Origin of the sequence: Micromonospora sp. NPDC049049 (assembly GCF_040649115.1) — a bacterium.
Taxonomy (GTDB): domain Bacteria; phylum Actinomycetota; class Actinomycetes; order Mycobacteriales; family Micromonosporaceae; genus Micromonospora.
In genome coordinates this window covers 59,517-75,200 of sequence record NZ_JBEZEX010000027.1, presented here as the reverse complement: position 1 = coordinate 75,200, position 15,684 = coordinate 59,517, and the positions used below count along the sequence as shown (strand labels likewise).

Annotated in this window: 15 protein-coding genes and 2 tRNA genes; 6 read left to right on the top strand and 11 right to left on the bottom strand. The window is 68.5% G+C overall.

The window, feature by feature from the left end; translation table 11 throughout:
* Positions 1-241 precede the first annotated feature (241 nt).
* A complete protein-coding gene (locus AB0B68_RS24675) occupies positions 242-1,132 on the top strand; it encodes a hypothetical protein (RefSeq protein ID WP_357262978.1) in 891 nt (296 codons plus the stop codon).
* Here AB0B68_RS24675 and AB0B68_RS24670 read toward each other — a convergent pair.
* Complete coding sequence (locus AB0B68_RS24670) at positions 1,122-1,346, bottom strand: DUF4326 domain-containing protein (RefSeq protein ID WP_357199437.1); 225 nt, start codon at positions 1,344-1,346, stop codon at positions 1,122-1,124. The genes AB0B68_RS24675 and AB0B68_RS24670 overlap by 11 nt on opposite strands.
* Positions 1,347-1,593: 247 nt before the next feature.
* A tRNA-Lys gene (locus AB0B68_RS24665) sits at positions 1,594-1,669 on the bottom strand.
* Positions 1,670-2,100: 431 nt separating this feature from the next.
* Here AB0B68_RS24665 and AB0B68_RS24660 point away from each other — a divergent pair.
* Positions 2,101-3,765, top strand: a complete 1,665-nt coding sequence (locus AB0B68_RS24660) for a Na+/H+ antiporter (RefSeq protein ID WP_357199434.1) — start codon at positions 2,101-2,103, stop codon at positions 3,763-3,765.
* A 51-nt stretch (positions 3,766-3,816) separates the two neighbouring features.
* Here the strand turns inward: AB0B68_RS24660 and AB0B68_RS24655 are convergent, their stop codons facing one another.
* Together AB0B68_RS24655 and AB0B68_RS24650 are read right to left on the bottom strand one after the other, a co-directional pair.
* Entirely contained in the window at positions 3,817-6,468 is a 2,652-nt protein-coding gene (locus tag AB0B68_RS24655; protein ID WP_357199370.1) for a DUF4132 domain-containing protein, read from the bottom strand.
* The gene (locus tag AB0B68_RS24650; protein WP_357199367.1) at positions 6,468-6,776 is read right to left on the bottom strand and encodes a hypothetical protein; all 309 of its coding nucleotides are present in this window, start codon (positions 6,774-6,776) and stop codon (positions 6,468-6,470) included. Before AB0B68_RS24650 ends, AB0B68_RS24655 begins: the two co-directional genes overlap by 1 nt.
* Positions 6,777-6,885: 109 nt before the next feature.
* Between AB0B68_RS24650 and AB0B68_RS24645 the strand changes: the two genes are divergently transcribed.
* Entirely contained in the window at positions 6,886-7,356 is a 471-nt protein-coding gene (locus tag AB0B68_RS24645; protein ID WP_357262974.1) for a TspO/MBR family protein, read from the top strand.
* 121 nt (positions 7,357-7,477) lie between these two features.
* A complete protein-coding gene (locus AB0B68_RS24640) occupies positions 7,478-9,052 on the top strand; it encodes a sigma-70 family RNA polymerase sigma factor (RefSeq protein WP_357199361.1) in 1,575 nt (524 codons plus the stop codon).
* Positions 9,053-9,155: 103 nt separating this feature from the next.
* Here the strand turns inward: AB0B68_RS24640 and AB0B68_RS24635 are convergent, their stop codons facing one another.
* Positions 9,156-9,887 (bottom strand): SDR family oxidoreductase, encoded by a 732-nt coding sequence (locus AB0B68_RS24635; protein WP_357200561.1) that lies wholly within the window; start codon positions 9,885-9,887, stop codon positions 9,156-9,158.
* A gap of 105 nt (positions 9,888-9,992) precedes the next feature.
* On the opposite strand from AB0B68_RS24635, the gene AB0B68_RS24630 reads away from it, so the two are divergent.
* Positions 9,993-10,841 (top strand): LysR family transcriptional regulator, encoded by an 849-nt coding sequence (locus AB0B68_RS24630; protein ID WP_357200564.1) that lies wholly within the window; start codon positions 9,993-9,995, stop codon positions 10,839-10,841.
* A gap of 257 nt (positions 10,842-11,098) precedes the next feature.
* On the opposite strand, the gene AB0B68_RS24625 is transcribed toward AB0B68_RS24630, so the two are convergent.
* The 6 genes from AB0B68_RS24625 to AB0B68_RS24600 form a co-directional block, all read right to left on the bottom strand.
* The gene (locus tag AB0B68_RS24625) at positions 11,099-11,551 is read right to left on the bottom strand and encodes a SitI3 family protein (RefSeq protein WP_357200567.1); all 453 of its coding nucleotides are present in this window, start codon (positions 11,549-11,551) and stop codon (positions 11,099-11,101) included.
* Between the two features lie 10 nt (positions 11,552-11,561).
* Positions 11,562-11,960: a hypothetical protein gene (locus tag AB0B68_RS24620; RefSeq protein WP_357262971.1), complete on the bottom strand. Its 399-nt coding sequence runs from the start codon at positions 11,958-11,960 to the stop codon at positions 11,562-11,564.
* A 155-nt stretch (positions 11,961-12,115) separates the two neighbouring features.
* A complete protein-coding gene (locus AB0B68_RS24615) occupies positions 12,116-12,634 on the bottom strand; it encodes a DUF6244 family protein (RefSeq protein ID WP_357200635.1) in 519 nt (172 codons plus the stop codon).
* A 241-nt stretch (positions 12,635-12,875) separates the two neighbouring features.
* On the bottom strand, positions 12,876-13,127 hold the full coding sequence (gene amcA / locus AB0B68_RS24610) for a multiple cyclophane-containing RiPP AmcA (protein WP_357200570.1): 252 nt from the start codon (positions 13,125-13,127) through the stop codon (positions 12,876-12,878).
* Positions 13,128-13,280: 153 nt separating this feature from the next.
* Complete coding sequence (locus AB0B68_RS24605) at positions 13,281-13,721, bottom strand: NUDIX domain-containing protein (protein ID WP_357200573.1); 441 nt, start codon at positions 13,719-13,721, stop codon at positions 13,281-13,283.
* A gap of 206 nt (positions 13,722-13,927) precedes the next feature.
* Positions 13,928-14,003, bottom strand: a tRNA-Lys gene (locus tag AB0B68_RS24600).
* 187 nt (positions 14,004-14,190) lie between these two features.
* Between AB0B68_RS24600 and AB0B68_RS24595 the strand changes: the two genes are divergently transcribed.
* Positions 14,191-15,453, top strand: a complete 1,263-nt coding sequence (locus AB0B68_RS24595; protein ID WP_357200576.1) for an Ig-like domain-containing protein — start codon at positions 14,191-14,193, stop codon at positions 15,451-15,453.
* Positions 15,454-15,684 lie beyond the last annotated feature (231 nt).

Below are 15,684 nucleotides of genomic sequence, written 5' to 3'. Positions count from 1 at the left end.
ACTAGCCGGCTCGTAGAGCCACACCACATCGACCTCCGGCCACATCACCTGCCAGGTCCGGTCCGCGCTGGTTCCCTCATGCCGCCAGCGTAGGGCCAGGTGGGCAGCACGACCCCGCTGACTCCAGCACCACGCCGCGTTTGGCTGAGAGGCCAACCCTCACCCGTTACGGCTAGTGCCAGATCGATTTGATGTGAGACCGTCTGTGTAACTGAAAGTGCCTGGGCGGCTGCATTTAGCGATGTGGGTGGTTCCGTTGGAACAGCTTCCGTTGTGGGGACCGAGCACCGACGAAGATCCGAGACCGAAGCCTGTCCTGGCACGACCAACGACACTCCGCCTCCTGATCACAGTGAAGGCGGCACCCAACCCCTCCGCGCGGTACGGCGAGACGGTCTGCGTCGGGGCACTGGGCATGGACCCGCCCTGGACGGGTTGGATTCGCCTCTACCCGGTCCACTATCGAGATCTCGACGACGACGGCAAGTTCCACAAGTACGACATCATCCACGTCGACGCGCTGCCAGCCAGTCAGGACCAGCGGCACGAGAGCTGGAAGCCGATCGTGGACACCATCACCACCGAGCGGCACCTCGCCAGCCGACAGTCGCGTCGAAACCTCCTCGATCCGCTCGTCGAAGACTCCATGTGCTGGCTGAACAAACAGGCCCGCGACGACCGGAGCGCACGATCGATCGCGCTGATTCGCGTGGCCGATATCTCGTCTCTTCAGGTCAAGCGCCATCCCGGCTGGTCGGCGGAGGATCGCAAGAAGATCGCTGGCTACCTCAACCAGCTCGACCTACTGGAACCAACCAAGCGCAGCCCGCTTCAAGCACCACGCTTCATCGGCGCCTACCGGTATCGCTGCGCAGACCGTCAGTGCCGCGGTCACCAACAGACACTCTGGGATTGGGAGTTCGTCGCTCTACAACGTCGCCTGGGCCAGCTCACCGACGCCGAGGCTGCGGAACAGCTGAGAAACAAGTTCCTCACCCAACTCTGCGCCGCTGACCGCGACGTCGCCTTCTACGTAGGCAACCAAGCGGCAAGACCGCAGTCCTTCAGCATTGGCGGTGTCTACGCACCGAGGCGGCCCAGCTCGCGATACCGATTGCAGGTCAACCGATGAGGTCGGTCAGCACGTCGGCATGGCACGCATCCTCGACGCGGCACCAGCACGCCAACTGCTTCCCCGTGAGTTCCCGCCGGGCCCGGTCAACAAGGGCTGGCTGCCCCAGCAGCCACTGCCGATAGAGGCGTAACGCCTCCGCCCGATCATGCTTTCGCAGGCTGAACGGGTTGGCCCAGGGAGAACGCCGTAACCCGAACCCCTGCCGACCCACATACACGGCTCCCGGCGGCACCACCGGGTGATAGAGATCCCCCTGCACGCGAACCCGGAGCTGTCCCCCCACGCCACCAGCGTAATCGCCACCGACTGGATGCTCGCAGAAGCGCGACGGACGCCTCCGCGGTCGAATGCGCCCGGTCCACCGGGCTACCGAGCACCCGCCGAGCGACCACCCACCGCCGCCCTACGCGAGGAAGGTCCTGACCCAGTGTGAACCACCGGGTCAGGACCTTGATCGTTGGTGCGCCGCCAGGGACTCGAACCCCGAACCCGCGGATTAAGAGTCCGCTGCTCTGCCAGTTGAGCTAGCGGCGCTCACTGACAACGGGACGAGACGCTAGCACGCGGGCGTCACCCGAACAGGCAGGGGTTCGCCTCACCGCAGCGTCAGCGTGACCTGCCCGGTTGCGACTCCGGAGGGGTCCACCACCACCGTGTACGCGCCGGAGGCCGGCAGCGTCGTCGGCTCGATGTCACCAGCCCCGTTGACCCTGGCCGGGCCACAGGGCCAGGCCGAGGCCGCCGTCGGCGGGCGCCGCGACGGCGTTCACGGCACCGGCTGCCAGGGCGGTCAGCAGTACGGGAAGAGTCCAGCAGTCGGTCAGGTCGGTGCCCAGGCGGGTACGCTCGTCACTGCTGCATGCTGCGCCGACGGTGCCATCGGCCGGCTCGGCCGCGAACCCGCGGTGGCTCCGAGCAACCTCGCGCCGATCCAGGGGAATATCAACCAGGTGAGCACCCATTCGATGTTGTTGTTCGTGCTCGCTGCTGTCGCGGTCATCGTCGTCGTGCGGTGGGTGGCGGCTCGCACCGGGCTGCCGGCCGCGGCACTTCTGCCGCTCATCGGCATCGTGTACGCGCTGCTCCCCGGCCCCAACATCGGCCTTGACCCCGACCTTGTGCTCATGATCGTGCTGCCGCCGTTGCTCTACAGCGCCGCACTGGACAGCTCGCTTTTGGACATCCGCCGGAACCTCCGCATCGTGGTCAGCCTGTCCGTGCTGCTGGTGCTCCTCACCGGGGTACTGGTCGGCATCGGGTTCCACCTGTTCGTCGCCGGGGCGACGCTCGCTGCCGGGATCGCGGTCGGCGCCGCCATCGCGCCACCCGACCCGGTGGCCGCCCTGGCGGTGGGCCGCCGGGTGAACCTGCCACCGAAGATGGTCACGATCATTCAGGGCGAAGGGCTGCTCAACGACGCCACAGCGCTGACGATGCTCAGCGTCGCGGTGGCCGCCGCGGTGGGTGGTGAGTTCTCGTTCCCGTCCGCCGTTGCCCAGTTCGTCCTGGCGGCGGTGGGCGGGGTCGCCGTGGGAGCGGCAGTGGCCTGGCTGGTACGTCTGGCCCGACCGTTCACCGCGGACCCACTGTTGTCGAATGCCATCTCGCTCGCGACACCGTTCGTGGCCTACCTGTTGGGCGAGGAACTGCACGTCTCCGGGGTGCTCGCCGTGGTGATCGCCGGGCTGATCGTCGGTCACAAGACACCGCAGCTCACCTCGGGGGCCGCCCGGCTGCAGACCAGCGCGGTGTGGCGGCTGGTCGACTTCCTCCTCGAAGGCTTCGTCTTCCTGCTCATCGGCCAGCAGCTTCCCGAGGTCGTGAAGGGTCTGCGTCAGTACGACACGTCGACAATCGTCATCGCTGTCGCCATATCGGTCGGCGTGGTGCTCCTGCTGCGCCCCGCGTGGCTGGTGATGACCCAGTCCCTCCCCCGGTCGTTGCACACCCGTCTGGGCGGCATTTCCGAGCAGGACGACCCCGACGAACCCGGGAGCGCGCGGCAGATCGAGCGCGCTGACCGCAACGCCCGCCGACTCACCTCCCGTGAGGTGGTGGCGCTGAGCTGGTCCGGCACCCGTGGTGTGATCAGCCTGGCCGCGATCTTCACCCTGCCGCTGACCACCAACAGCGGCGCACCCTTTCCCGACCGTGACCTCCTGCTGTTCTGCACCTTCGTGGTCGTCCTGGTGACACTCGTCGGGCAGGGCCTGACGTTCGCGCCGCTCGTGCGGATGCTGGGCCTGCGCGCCAACGAAACCGACCAGGCCCGCGTACGAAACGAGGCCCGCTCGGCGGCGGTCGAGGCCGCCCTGGCCCGCCTCGACGAGGTTGCCGCGGCGGAGCCGGACAGCTCGGTGGCCGTCAACACCACCCGTACGCAGCTGCTGGCCCGACTGGCGCGCTACCGCGGGCGGCTGGACCTTCTGGAGCAGAGCGACTCATCGGAACTGCCCACCTCCCCGGAGTACGAGAGGGCGCTTCGGGTCCGCCGGACGGCCATCGACGCGCAACGCGAGGAGCTGGTGCGCTGGCGCGACTCCGGCCGCCTGCCGGACGAGGAACTCCGCGTCCTGGAACGTGAACTCGACCACGAGGAGCTGCTGCTCCCGAGGCGGACCTCCAGCTGACCTGCCGGGTGACGGCGCCGTGGCCTCAGCCCGGTGCCGTCACCCGCCGCCTCACAGTTGGCGCAGGATCACCGGGTCATTGATCTTCTTGTCGGCGGCCAGCAGCAACGCCTTGCTGATGATTTCGCCGAGCCGGCTGTCGCCCTCGAAGGGCAGGTACATCTCCGGCTCCTTCGCCTTCACCGAGTCGGGAATGATGCACAGGTACCGGTCGTCCGGGGCGATCAGGATGTTGCCCGAGCCGCAGTGGATGCGGTACGTGTGCAGGTCACCCCGCACTTCGAGGAACCGGTCGGTGAACGTGCACCGGTTGGCAATCGCCAGCCGGGGAATCAGCTCGGCCAGCACCTCCCGGCGGGTCTGGGCCGTCGGGGTGAGGTCGCCGAAGCTGTTCTGCGACCAGTAGTCGCGGTACCGGCCGTCCGGACCGCCGTCGTACCAGTTCGGGTCGTTGCCCACCCCGGCCGCGGCAACGAACAGGTCGACGTCACGCATCACCTCGCTCAATACGACCGCCGGGACCTCCTCCAGCGGCACCGGCGTGCGTTCCCCCCGGAGGAACACGAGTTGGTCGGTCCCCATCGTGTCGAACATCAGGTCGTCGCCCTGATCCTCGATCCCGGCGATGTGCAGCACGGTGCGCATCTCCCAGTCCGGAAGGGCAAGCCAGGGGTCCTGGTAGCTGGCGCCGTCGTTGCGGTGTCGAACGTGCGACCAGCCTCGCCGGGACAGCAGCGCGATGAGTCGGTGCTGGCGCACGATGTGCGCGGCGAACCGGTTGGAGTACGTGCCGGTGGCCCGCTCGGCGTCGGTCAGCAGGTACTGCTCGCGGTGCGCCTGCTTGAAAGGCTGGGTGATCGTGTGCCGGGCCAGGAAGTCCCGCCAGGCCGGGACCGCCGCCGGATCGTCGACCGGGTGCCACAGCCGTACCGTGGCGTCGCCGGCGGGCTCGAACACCGTGCCGTCCACGGTCCGCAGGGCGTCGCCGCCCCAGCAGCAGGCGACGCCGTCGACGGTCCAGATCAGCCGGCGGGCCAGGGTCCGGGCCAGCGGGTGGTCCAGGAACCGCTCCCGCCACTGCTCGACGGTCCACGCGCGGTCGCGCCGCAGCAGCCCTTCCAGGCGGTCGCGGGTCCCGATCAGCGTCGCGCCGATGTCCGCGACTGTCGCCTTCAGCTCCTTCAACTCCTCGCCGTGGTCCTTGCGCACCTGAGCCGGCGGAGCCTTGACCACCTTGTCGTCGGAGTTGCGCCACACCACTGTGGCATCGATGCCGCGCACCTCGACCTCGTACGAGCTGTCACCCAGCTTGTCCGCCAGCGGCAGCCCGAAGCCGGGCAGCGCCATCTCCTCGACGTCCTCACGACCGATGCCGAGCGCCTCGGCGTGCCTGGTCAGGCCCTTCTCGACGATGCGGAGCGTGCTCTTGTAGGTCAACCGCGAGGCCAGCCGGGCCAGCTGCGCGAGGGCGGCGGGGTGATCGGCGTCGACGAGCGCCGCGACGGCGAGGTTCGCCAGCTTCGGGCTCGCCGGGCCGTGCCCGGGAATCTTGCGGGCGGCCCGTTCCGCGATCTGACCGAGGCTGCGCAGGGTCTCGTCCGAGGGCGGGAGCATCGCCCGCATCCAGATCAGCCCCCACAGCAGCCCCACGTTGTAGCGGTCGATCGTCCTTGGTGAGGCATCCGCCAGGTGGCCTGGGCAACACGTCGTCATGCGCAGCGGCAGGGTGCGCGCCTGACCCACCAGCGGGAGCCAGTCGTCGAGACGCGCGGTGAACTCGTCGCCGCCGACCGCGTCGAGCAGGGACCGGGCGGTCTTGCGCCAGGCGGTCGTCGGCTTGGCCTTGTCCGCGCCGAGCGGGCAGTGGACCAACAGCGCGTGCCAGGCGGCCCGACACTCCTCCGGCATCGCCTCGATGTCGGCGACGGCGAGGTCGGCCCACCGCTCGCCGACGTTGGGGATCGGCCACATCCGATCGCCTTCGTCGCTCAGGTAGTACGAGCCGCGCTCGATCCGCGTCCGACGCCAGGTCGCCAGTGCCGCCGGGTGGGTACGTCCGGCCCGCGCCTGGGCCTGGATGGACTCCCAGGTGAGGTCGTTGAGCCCCCAGCTCCACCTGTTGAATCCCAGCCACGCCTGACCGCTCAGCCGGTCGAGCCATCCGGCACTGTCCAGCCCGCCGCCCGAGAGCACAATCTTGATCAGCTTGAGCCGCCCGTCGCTGTCCTCCCCGGGCACCGTCAACCCGTCGAACACCGCCTGCCGCACCCGCACCGGCCGCGCGGCCAGGAACTTCTCCGCCCGGGCCCACGTTTCCCGACGGGCACCGTCCCACGGTTCGCCGATGTAGGGCCGTTGCGGCCGGTACTTGATCAGCGTCAGCGCCGCGGCGACCCACCGATCCGGATCCGCGTCGGCATCATCAAGGTCTGCCAGGGCCGCGCCGAGCACCTGGACATGTTCGGTGGTCTCCGGGAGCAGCACCCGCTGGGCGGGTACGAGATCGTACGGGCCGTCCGGGTCGTTGAGCGCGGCGAGCAGCACCGGGCCCCTGACGGCCGGCGCCAACGCACAAAGCGCCGCCACCTGCCTGGCGTACTCCCGACGGTCGTACCGCGAGTCAAACCCGACGGCTTGCTCGCACCACCCGGTGCCGGTGGCGATCAGCTCGCGTAGCGCCAGCTCCGGATCGGAGTCGCTCATCAGCCACCCACCAGCGGGACGAGCTTGAGGAACGTGATCCGGGACCCGGCGTGCAGGCGGACCTTGTCGTCCAGGGCCGTCACCTGCCGGTCGTCGACCAGCACCACGAAGCCGTTGCGGCCGAACGCCTCGAGCGTCGCCCGGGTCCGCTCCTCCGGATCGACGTGCCCGCCGGACTCCGCCACCTCCAGAAAGACCCGCCGCCGAATCAACTCGCCGAGGCGTACCTCTTCCTCGAAGACGTCCATCGTCCACTCAGGACCACTCGGCGCTCCGGTCACTTCATCGGTGATGGTGATCATCGGCATGGCGCAGAGGCTAACTGAACACTCCGACAGCGTTTCGCTCTCGTTCCACCGCCGGCCAGCCGGCGAACGGGGCGCGGTTGATCCGTCGCAGGCCGGGTAGCTGAACAGCATGCGACTACCAACCCTGGCTAGGACCGCGGCAGCGGTCACCGTGACAGCCGCCGCCGGGGCGACGGTCACCGACGCTTCCTCACGCTGGTACCAACGGCTACGCAAGCCGACCTGGCAACCCCCGCCCGTGGCGTTCCCGCTGGTATGGACGCCGCTGTACGCCCTGATCGCGGTGGCCGGCGCTCGCGTGCTGGACCGCACCAGCGAAACCGACCGCGCCCCGTTCACCCGTGCCTACGGGCTCAACCTGGCCCTCAACTTCGGTTGGAGCGCGCTGTTCTTCAAGGCCCACAGACCCACCATCGCGCTGGCCGAAATCGCCGCGCTCAACGTCTCCAACCTCGTGCTGCTCCGCCGAGCCTCACAGGCCGACGGCGTCGCGGCCGTCGCACTGGCCCCGTACGTCGCGTGGACGCTCTTCGCCACCGCCCTCAACGGGACCATCGTCCGCCTCAACAGCAACAGGTGAGCCTGCTGGTGACGTCGTCACCGGCGGTGGACGATGACAATGTCAGGTTTGTGTGACCTGGACGGGTGCCAACCGATCTCCACGGTGTACGAAGATGTCCCGTGAAGGCGAGGTTGTGAGCGTGACCGAGCACGCGTACCCGAACAGGACCGACATGTCGGCGGCGGTGGACGCGGCACGCCGCGGCGACCAGGCGGCGATGGACGCGTTGGTCTCGCATTACCTGCCACTGGTGTACAACATCGTGGGCCGGGCACTGAATCGGTCGGCGGATGTCGACGACGTGGTGCAGAACACGATGTTGAGCGTCGTGCGCGGACTGGCGGGCGTACGCGATCCGCGGCTTTTCCGGTCGTGGCTGGTGGCCGTCACCATGAACGAGATCCGCGCCTACCGGCAGTACCAGCACACCACGCCGGCGCCGCCGGAGGACATCGACAATCTGGTCGTCCCGGGCTCCGACTTCGAGGACCTGACGCTGACCAAGCTTCGCCTGTCCAATGAGCGCCGGGAGGTGGTCCTGGCCACTCGCTGGCTGGACGATGACCACCGCCACCTGCTGTCCCTGTGGTGGTTGGCCGAGGCCGGTCACCTTTCCCGCGCCGACCTGGTCGATGCCCTACAGCTGGACCCGCACCACGTGACCGTCCGGGTGGCCCGGATGAAGGCACAGTTGGACACCGCTCGGCTGGTGGTAAGAGCACTCTCCGCCCGGCCCGGCTGCGCAGGCCTGATCGACACGGCGTCCGATTGGGACGGCCAGCCCGCGCAGGTGTGGCGCAAGCGACTGGCGCGGCACATTCGCACCTGCGCGCAGTGCCCGAACGCCACGTCGGATCTGGTTCCGGCCGAACGGCTGCTGGCCGGCCTGGCGCTCACACCGCTCCCGGCCGGCCTCGCGTCGGACGTCACGCACAATGCGTACACCGTCTCCGGCACGTCGCAGGGAGTCGCGCCGGCCGGCGCTCCCGTGAAGAGCGCCGGGGCGTTGCGCGACGTCGCGCCGACCGGCGGGGTGTCGCATCAGGCCGGCGTCACGGCACTGTCTCTGCCCAAGACCCTGGTCGGCGCCTTCGCGGCCGTCGCCCTGATCGGAGGCGGCGGGACCCTCATCGCCAGTTACGCGGACAGGCCCACACAACGGCCGGCGAGCGCGACCGGCGCCCAGCCCTCAACCACGATCATCGAACCCGGCTACGAAACCACCGAACCCGCGTTCGCGTCGCCCTCCCCGACGGCGCTCAAGGCATCGCCGTCCACCGCGCGAGCGACCTCCGCGCCCACCAGGTCAGCGAAGCCGACCAGGTCGCCGGCGCCGACCACGTCACCGACCAGGTCGGCACCCAAGGCTGCCAATGCGGCATCCGGTGTCTCCGCCGCCGAACAACGTCTGCTGGTGCTGCTCAACGAGCGACGCCGCGCGCTCGGGCTGCCGGAGGTCGCGCTGCGCGCCACGGAACAACGCGCCGGGGAAGCCTGCGTGAAGCAGAACCTTGATGCGGGCACGTTCGAGCACTGCGGCCATGAGGTCCTCTTCGCGTCCTCGGGCACCGCCACACCCGAGCAGATGATCGAGGCCTGGTTCAACAGTCCCGGTCACAAGACGGCACTGACCTACTCCAGCTCGCGCTTCGCCGGCCCTGCCATCGCCTCCAACGGCACCCGCCAGATCGCGGCCATCAATATCGACTACTGAGGCTTGTGCACGTGGGAGTGGATGCAGCGCCGATGGCGCGAGCGGCCCGGCGCCGACGGGCGCCGGGCCGCTCTCGTCGGGCCGGCGCGAGAGCCGCGAGCCGTCACCAGGGCACCACACCGGCGTCCTCGAAAAACCCGCCGGTGGGGCCCCCGTCGGGCAGTGTGGCCAGGCGGATGGCGGTCGCTGCGCCCTCCTGGGGAGTACGCACGCCACGGAAGCCGTTGAGGTCGGTGGCGACGAAGCCCGGGCATGCGCAGTTGATGAGGATGTTCGTGTCTGCCAGTTCCCGGACGTACTGAAGGGTCACCGCGTTGAGGAACGACTTGGAGGGCGCGTAGGCCACAGCGACCGGACCTGTGGAGGTCTCACCACCGGGGCCGGACTGCCGGGCCAGAGAGCCGACGCTGCTGGACATGTTCACAATGCGCGGCGAGGGCGAGCGGCGAAGCAACGGCAGCATGGCGTTCGTCACCCGGATGACGCCGATGACGTTGGTCTCCACCACAGTGCGGATGACGGCAGCGTCGACGCTGCTCGGCTGCTGCGGCCCGCCGCCGGTGATTCCGGCGTTGTTGACCAGGGCATCGAGGCGTCCGGCGCGTTCGGCGATCAGATCGGCTGCGGCGGCGGCACTGCTGTCGTCGGTGACATCCAACGGGACACCGAAGGCGTCGACGCCGGCGTCCCGCAGCTGTGCCACCGCCGCGTCCCGCCGGGTCTGCTCGCGGGCCCCGACACCCACGCTCCAGCCCAGCGCGCCAAGGCCTGCTGCGATCTCGTACCCGATGCCTTTGTTGGCCCCGGTGACCAGGGCGATCTTCGTTTCACTCATGTCTTCGACTGTGAGTCACGGCCCGCAAGCCGTCCAAGACCACCTGAGTCATGGGCGATACCCTGAAGGTATCGTCGCACCTCCGTTCCCGGCTAGGCTCGACACGTGGAGACACGAGAGCTGCGGTACTTCGTCGCCGTGGCCGAGGAGCTGCACTTCGGCCGAGCGGCGCAACGCCTGGGCATAGCCCAGCCGCCACTGTCGCGGGCGATCAGTCAGCTCGAACGCCGTCTGGGCGTCACCTTGCTGGAGCGTGACAGCCGCTCGGTGACGCTGACCGAGGCCGGTGCGGTCCTGCTGCACGAAGGACGAGCAGCGCTGGACGCTGTGGAAGCTGCCGAACATCGCACCCGCCGCGCAGCCCTCGCCGTCACCGGTCGCGCCAGCGTCGTCCTGGCGACCAAGGCTGGAGCGTCCAACGAGTTGCTCGCGAAGCTGCTGCACGCCTACGCCACCGAACCGGGATCGGTCGACGTCGACGTGGTGCTGTGTGGCCCCGGCGAACAAGAACGGCTGTTGCGGACCGGCCGTGCCGATGTCGCGATCCTTCACCATCCGTTCGACGACCTGACGGGGTTCGACACCGAGGAACTGCTCACCGAGGGCCAGGTCGCCATCCTCCCGGCAGGCCATCCCCTCACCACTCGCAGGAGTTTGCAGCTGAGCGAGGTGACCGAGCTGCCCGACCTGCCTCTACCGCGCTGGCCCGGGAATGACGGCACCTATCCCGACGGCCCAGGCCCTGAGGCACAGAGCCACTCACAACTTTTTCAGCTGATCGCCCTTGGCCGGACCTTGCTGGTCGTGCCTGACTCCGCCCGATCCCAGTTGAACGATGATCTCGTTGCCGTGCCGATCGTGGACGCACCGGAAGTCACCACGGTCATCGCCTGGCCCCCGCACAGCCGTTCCCGAGCCGTCGCTGATCTGGTACGAGCCGCAGTCCGCCGCTAGCCGCTGGCACCGCACCTCGTCGCAGGGGCGTACGCGAAAAAGGCCCTGACCGGCAGAGATCTGCCAGGTCAGGACCTTCATCGTTGGTGCGCCGCCAGGGACTCGAACCCCGAACCCGCGGATTAAGAGATTGATCGCCCAGGATGGCCAGCGCACGGTCCATGCCGCCCGCAGCCGGCCGAAGAAGTCCTTGCGTCTGCGGGCGCGTCAGGGCCGAGGCCCTTGCCAGTCGCGGAATAGGCTGGCCGCCGAGCCTCTTACCGGCTGAGAAGATCGTCCTCGCCGTGAACGCCCCACCAGCTCGGTGCGTGCCGGCGCAGCGTTCCCGAGAAGCGGGTCAGTAGCAGCCAGTCGGCGTCGAGGATCAGCGCGGCGTCCTCCGGTCGCTCGTCCAGCACCCGGGCCACACTCGCCAGCATCTCCCGCGTCGCCCGGTCGGAGGATTCGCTCTTAACCAGCCGGAAGCCGATGGTGACGTACCGCTCCGGTTCCCACTCCCACATCGAGCCGTCACCATCTTCGGCCTCGAAGTAGCCGTGGGACCCGTCGTGGATGCTCACCGTGTAACCACGCCGATCGCTGAGGTCCGCACTCAACACCCGGGGCCTGCCATCTACCGCCGACTCCTCAACACCTTCCGGAGCAACGACACCGGCCAGCGCATCGAGAGGAATGTCGCCGGCCAGCGTCAAGCGGTACTCGGTCGCCATGGATAGCCCTTCAGTCTCGTCGCAGGATCTGGATTATCGCCCCGCTGCGCGTCACCGCCACCAGTTCCTTCAACCCTGCTATCGGCCAGTCGTCGAACTGTCTCTGCAACGCCGGGAGATCGCCACTCCAGTCGTGGAGGTTGACCACCACCCGTTGGGTCTGCTCGCTGGTGATCTTGTCGGATACCCCGCTCCACACGCCTCGCACGCTCTTCGCTGGCATCGGGGAGTAACAGTCGAAGACGTGTCCCTCGATCAGGTAGTCGGGATCCTTGCCCGGTTTCCCGGAATCACCGGTACCGAGCCGGGCGTCAGCGATCTCCTGCCGGCTCGGGTTCTGGTGGAGTCGGTATCCCTCCGCAGCGACGGTATCGGCGCACTGGTTCTCCAGTTCCAGGGAGCGCCGCACGCGCGCGTCTTCTCTCGGAGGAATCTGGGTACGCCGGCCGGTAGGCGAACCGCCGCGCTCTCCGGTCGGCTTGCGCGTCCATGGTGTCACGCCCCTACCGGGGGATGGTGTGTTAACCGAGGCAGGGCTGGTCGGTACGGCACCGCCAGCCCCGCTCAGTTTCCCAACTGTCGTGCCTCGGCGATCGCCGCGTCTACCGCCTGGCGGGTGGTAGCGGTGCACTGGACCAGCACGACAAGCACCTGCTTGACGCTCTCCAGAGCCTGCAGCAGCCCTCCTGGCTGCCCACCCTGCAGAACTCCAACGACAAGCTGCTGCGCCTCACCGACTTGGGTGATCGTGGCGGCCGTCTGGTCACGGATGCCGTCGACCGCACTCTGCACCGGTGTCAGCCCGCTGATGGTCTCCCCCGGACTGGCCTGCCTCGGGACACCAGCGGCCACCTTCGTGGCATCACCGACAGCCCCGGTCAGACCTCCCAGTCCACCCCGGATGGTGGCGATGGCTCCGCGCACCCGCGCCATACCGGCAGCGACCGCAGCGAACCCGGCACCCGCCGCGCGCAGCGCGATCTCCTGCGCCTGCTGATCAGCAGCGGCAGCCAGACCCTGTGCACGTTCGACCCCGGCCGCCAGCGCACGTAGCTCCGTAGTGATCTTCTCGACATGCGACACGCTGCCGGATTCCTCCACCTGACGACGAGAGCTCAGGAGGTCGAACCTGCCGGCACGGCACCGACGTCACCAGACGTCACGGAGGAGTAAGTGATCAGTGGTCGCGGGCGAGAAGGCGGTAGAAGGAGAGAGCGTGAGACGGCGGGAGATCGCGGTCAGCGCGGCGATTCAGCCCCACCGTGGTGTCGGGCGGGCCAGCCGAGGAACCGGTCGAACAGGCCTTTGACATCGCCGCCGGTGCTCAGCGGCGACACAGCCAGAGCGGACGCAACGGCAGATGCTCCGCCGGCACGGGCCGGTGCTGCTCGTCAGCACCGGTTCCGTCCGTACTCATCGGCAGCGGCTTCCGTGCCTGTTGCTCGAACAGGACCCGCCAGACGTGCGTCAACAGCGGCCGTTCGGCCGAGCCCGGTCCCACCGCCGCCGGGACCACCGCTGCGCGGTCTGTCGCCAGCTCGCCGGCCACGGCGTACCGCGACACGTACACCGTCATGGCCGACCCCCGGGGCGGGGCGGTGCCTGGACCAGCGCGCCCCAGTTCCCCGCCGCCGGTCGGCTGGCCCGCCCGACGCGGCGGCCAAACCCGTACCCGGCCGTAGCCGATATCAGTTCAGACTCGACCCTGCAATGGTCTCGCCAAACTGCCCTATACCGAAAGCAGCGCCTCCTCGTTGGAGGTGATGAACTCCTTTAACGCGTCCGGCTTGAGATCCACCGCAGGAAGCTCGTCGATCCTCAACCGGTCAAGCTGGTAGCCACCACGCGACGGGTCAGCGAACTCCTGCCCCGTACGGGCGTCCTCGTTGAGCTGAAGTAGCCGACAGGCAAAGAAGTGCTGGACCGCAACGCCCTCACCACTGGGGGCGGTGAACAGGAGCACCTGGGCGAACCGGTCGGCCTCGGCACCAAGTTCTTCGTACAACTCCCGGCGAAGCGCGGCCTCCAGTGAGGCATCCGTCGACTCCACACCACCGCCCGGCGTCGTCCAGTACGGCGCCCGGCCGGGCTTGATCCGCCTGATCAGCACGAGACGGTCTTCCTCATCCAGAAGAATCGCCCGCACCGACGTACGCATGATGCGACGCACAACTAACTCCCATCCGCGCCCGGGGGATGCACCGGCGGCAGCGCGCCTCACTTGATCCATGGGCCTGTCCGCCGGCATCGCACCGCGTCCCACCGACCCCGGCCACGTCCAACGGCTCCCGAGCACCCACCGAGCGACGCCCATTATCGGCGTACGCGAAAAAGGCCCTGACCGGCAGAGATCTGCCAGGTCAGGACCTTCATCGTTGGTGCGCCGCCAGGGACTCGAACCCCGAACCCGCGGATTAAGAGTCCGCTGCTCTGCCAGTTGAGCTAGCGGCGCTCGTTCGGCAACGGAGAGAACATTAGCACCCCTCCCGAGCGGCCTCCAATTCGGTTCCCCGGGTCCCCCCTTCGGTCGAGCTTTGCCGGCAAAAGCCCCGAACCGGGCACCACCGTCAAGATCGGGACGTGGGTTGCGGCGTCGATGCGGCACGATGTCCGCCAGGTACGCGAGAACAGAGGTGGGCATGGCACGGTTCACGCGAGCCGGGGCGGTGGTGGGCGCCCTGACTCTGGCGGCGGCGCTGGCACTGACCGGATGCGGCGGCGACGGAAAGAAGCCGGAATTCGTTGGCGGTGCGTCCCCGGACGTGAGCGTCACCCCCGGCTCAGCCGCACCTTCGACACCGAGCACACCGAGTGGGCCGGCGCTCACGCTGAGCCCGGCGAACGGCACGAAGAACAGGCCGGTGAGCACGGAGATCAGCGCGAAGCTCCCGGACGGCGGGAAGGTGTCAGCTGTCACGCTGACGGCGGACGGCGGCGGCTCGATCGAGGGCAAGCTGCGGAGCGATGGTTCGTCCTGGGTGCCGTCCGCTCCGCTGAAGTGGGGCACCCGCTACACCGCCACGGTGACGGCCAGCGCGTCCGACGGTACGAGCAGCCAGGGCACCAGCAGCTTCACCACGATGGCCAAGCCGAAGTCGACGATCGGGTCGGGCCTGTACCTCTTCGACGACAAGAGTTACGGGGTGGCCATGCCGGTGGTCACCGAGTTCCACCCGGGTATCCCGAAGAAGGACCGGGCGGCGGTGCAGAAGCGGATGTTCGTCAGGACGGACCCGCCACAGCCGGGCGCGTGGCACTGGGTCAGCAACGGCACGCAGGCCTACTACCGAGCTCCGGAGTACTGGAAGCCGGGCACCACCATCACCGTGCGGATCGCCCTGGCGGGGATGCCCTTGAGCAACGGCAAATACGGTGACATCGACCGCAAGGCCACCGCCAAGATCGGCCGCTCGTTCGAGATGAAGGTCGACAACGCCAACAAGAAGATGACGGTGTTCGAGAACGGCACGCCGGTACGCACCATTCCGGTGAGCCTGGGCAAGAAGAGCACCCCGTCGTCGAGCGGCACGATGGTGGTGATGGAGAAGAAGGAAGCCACTGTCTTCGACACCCGCGACGACCCGGATCCGGCCAACCGCTACGTGACCGACATCCAGTTCGCCCAGCGGCTCACCTGGGGCGGCGAGTACATCCACGCCGCGCCCTGGTCGGAGCACGTGCAGGGGCGGCAGAACGTCTCGCACGGCTGCGTGAACGTGTCGATGGCGAACGCCAGGTGGTTGTTCGACAAGACCCGGATCGGTGACCCGATCACGATCAAGGGCACCGAGCGCAGGATCACCGCCGGCAACGGTTGGACGGCGTGGAGCCTGAGCTGGTCGGAGTTCATCAAGGGCAGCGCGTTGCCGGTGCCCAGTGGCGGGGCCGGCCCGGCGGTCTGAGTCGTCGGCCTCGTTGCGCCGGCTCGGCCGTTGGCCGGGCCGGCGTACTCTTGCACTCCCGCCGGTCGATGACGACGCGGCGACCCCCGCACTCCCGGCACGGAGACGAACCAGGCTCACGAAACGCCGGATAGTAGCAGGATTCGGGCACTATTGACGGCGTGTTTCGGTTCACCCTCGGCAACCGGGGCCGGCTCTGGCGCGTCAGTAAGAGACGATGGGGCAGCGACC

Excerpts from the sequence above, each read along its gene's own strand:
- AB0B68_RS24675 (WP_357262978.1), top strand. The coding sequence starts at position 242 with ATGTGGGTGGTTCCGTTGGAACAGCTTCCGTTGTGGGGACCGAGCACC.
- AB0B68_RS24660 (WP_357199434.1), top strand. The coding sequence starts at position 2,101 with ATGTTGTTGTTCGTGCTCGCTGCTGTCGCGGTCATCGTCGTCGTGCGG.
- AB0B68_RS24655 (WP_357199370.1), bottom strand. The coding sequence starts at position 6,468 with ATGAGCGACTCCGATCCGGAGCTGGCGCTACGCGAGCTGATCGCCACC.
- AB0B68_RS24650 (WP_357199367.1), bottom strand. The coding sequence starts at position 6,776 with ATGCCGATGATCACCATCACCGATGAAGTGACCGGAGCGCCGAGTGGT.
- AB0B68_RS24645 (WP_357262974.1), top strand. The coding sequence starts at position 6,886 with ATGCGACTACCAACCCTGGCTAGGACCGCGGCAGCGGTCACCGTGACA.
- AB0B68_RS24635 (WP_357200561.1), bottom strand. The coding sequence starts at position 9,887 with ATGAGTGAAACGAAGATCGCCCTGGTCACCGGGGCCAACAAAGGCATC.
- AB0B68_RS24625 (WP_357200567.1), bottom strand. The coding sequence starts at position 11,551 with ATGGCGACCGAGTACCGCTTGACGCTGGCCGGCGACATTCCTCTCGAT.
- amcA (WP_357200570.1), bottom strand. The coding sequence starts at position 13,127 with ATGACGGTGTACGTGTCGCGGTACGCCGTGGCCGGCGAGCTGGCGACA.
- AB0B68_RS24595 (WP_357200576.1), top strand. The coding sequence starts at position 14,191 with ATGGCACGGTTCACGCGAGCCGGGGCGGTGGTGGGCGCCCTGACTCTG.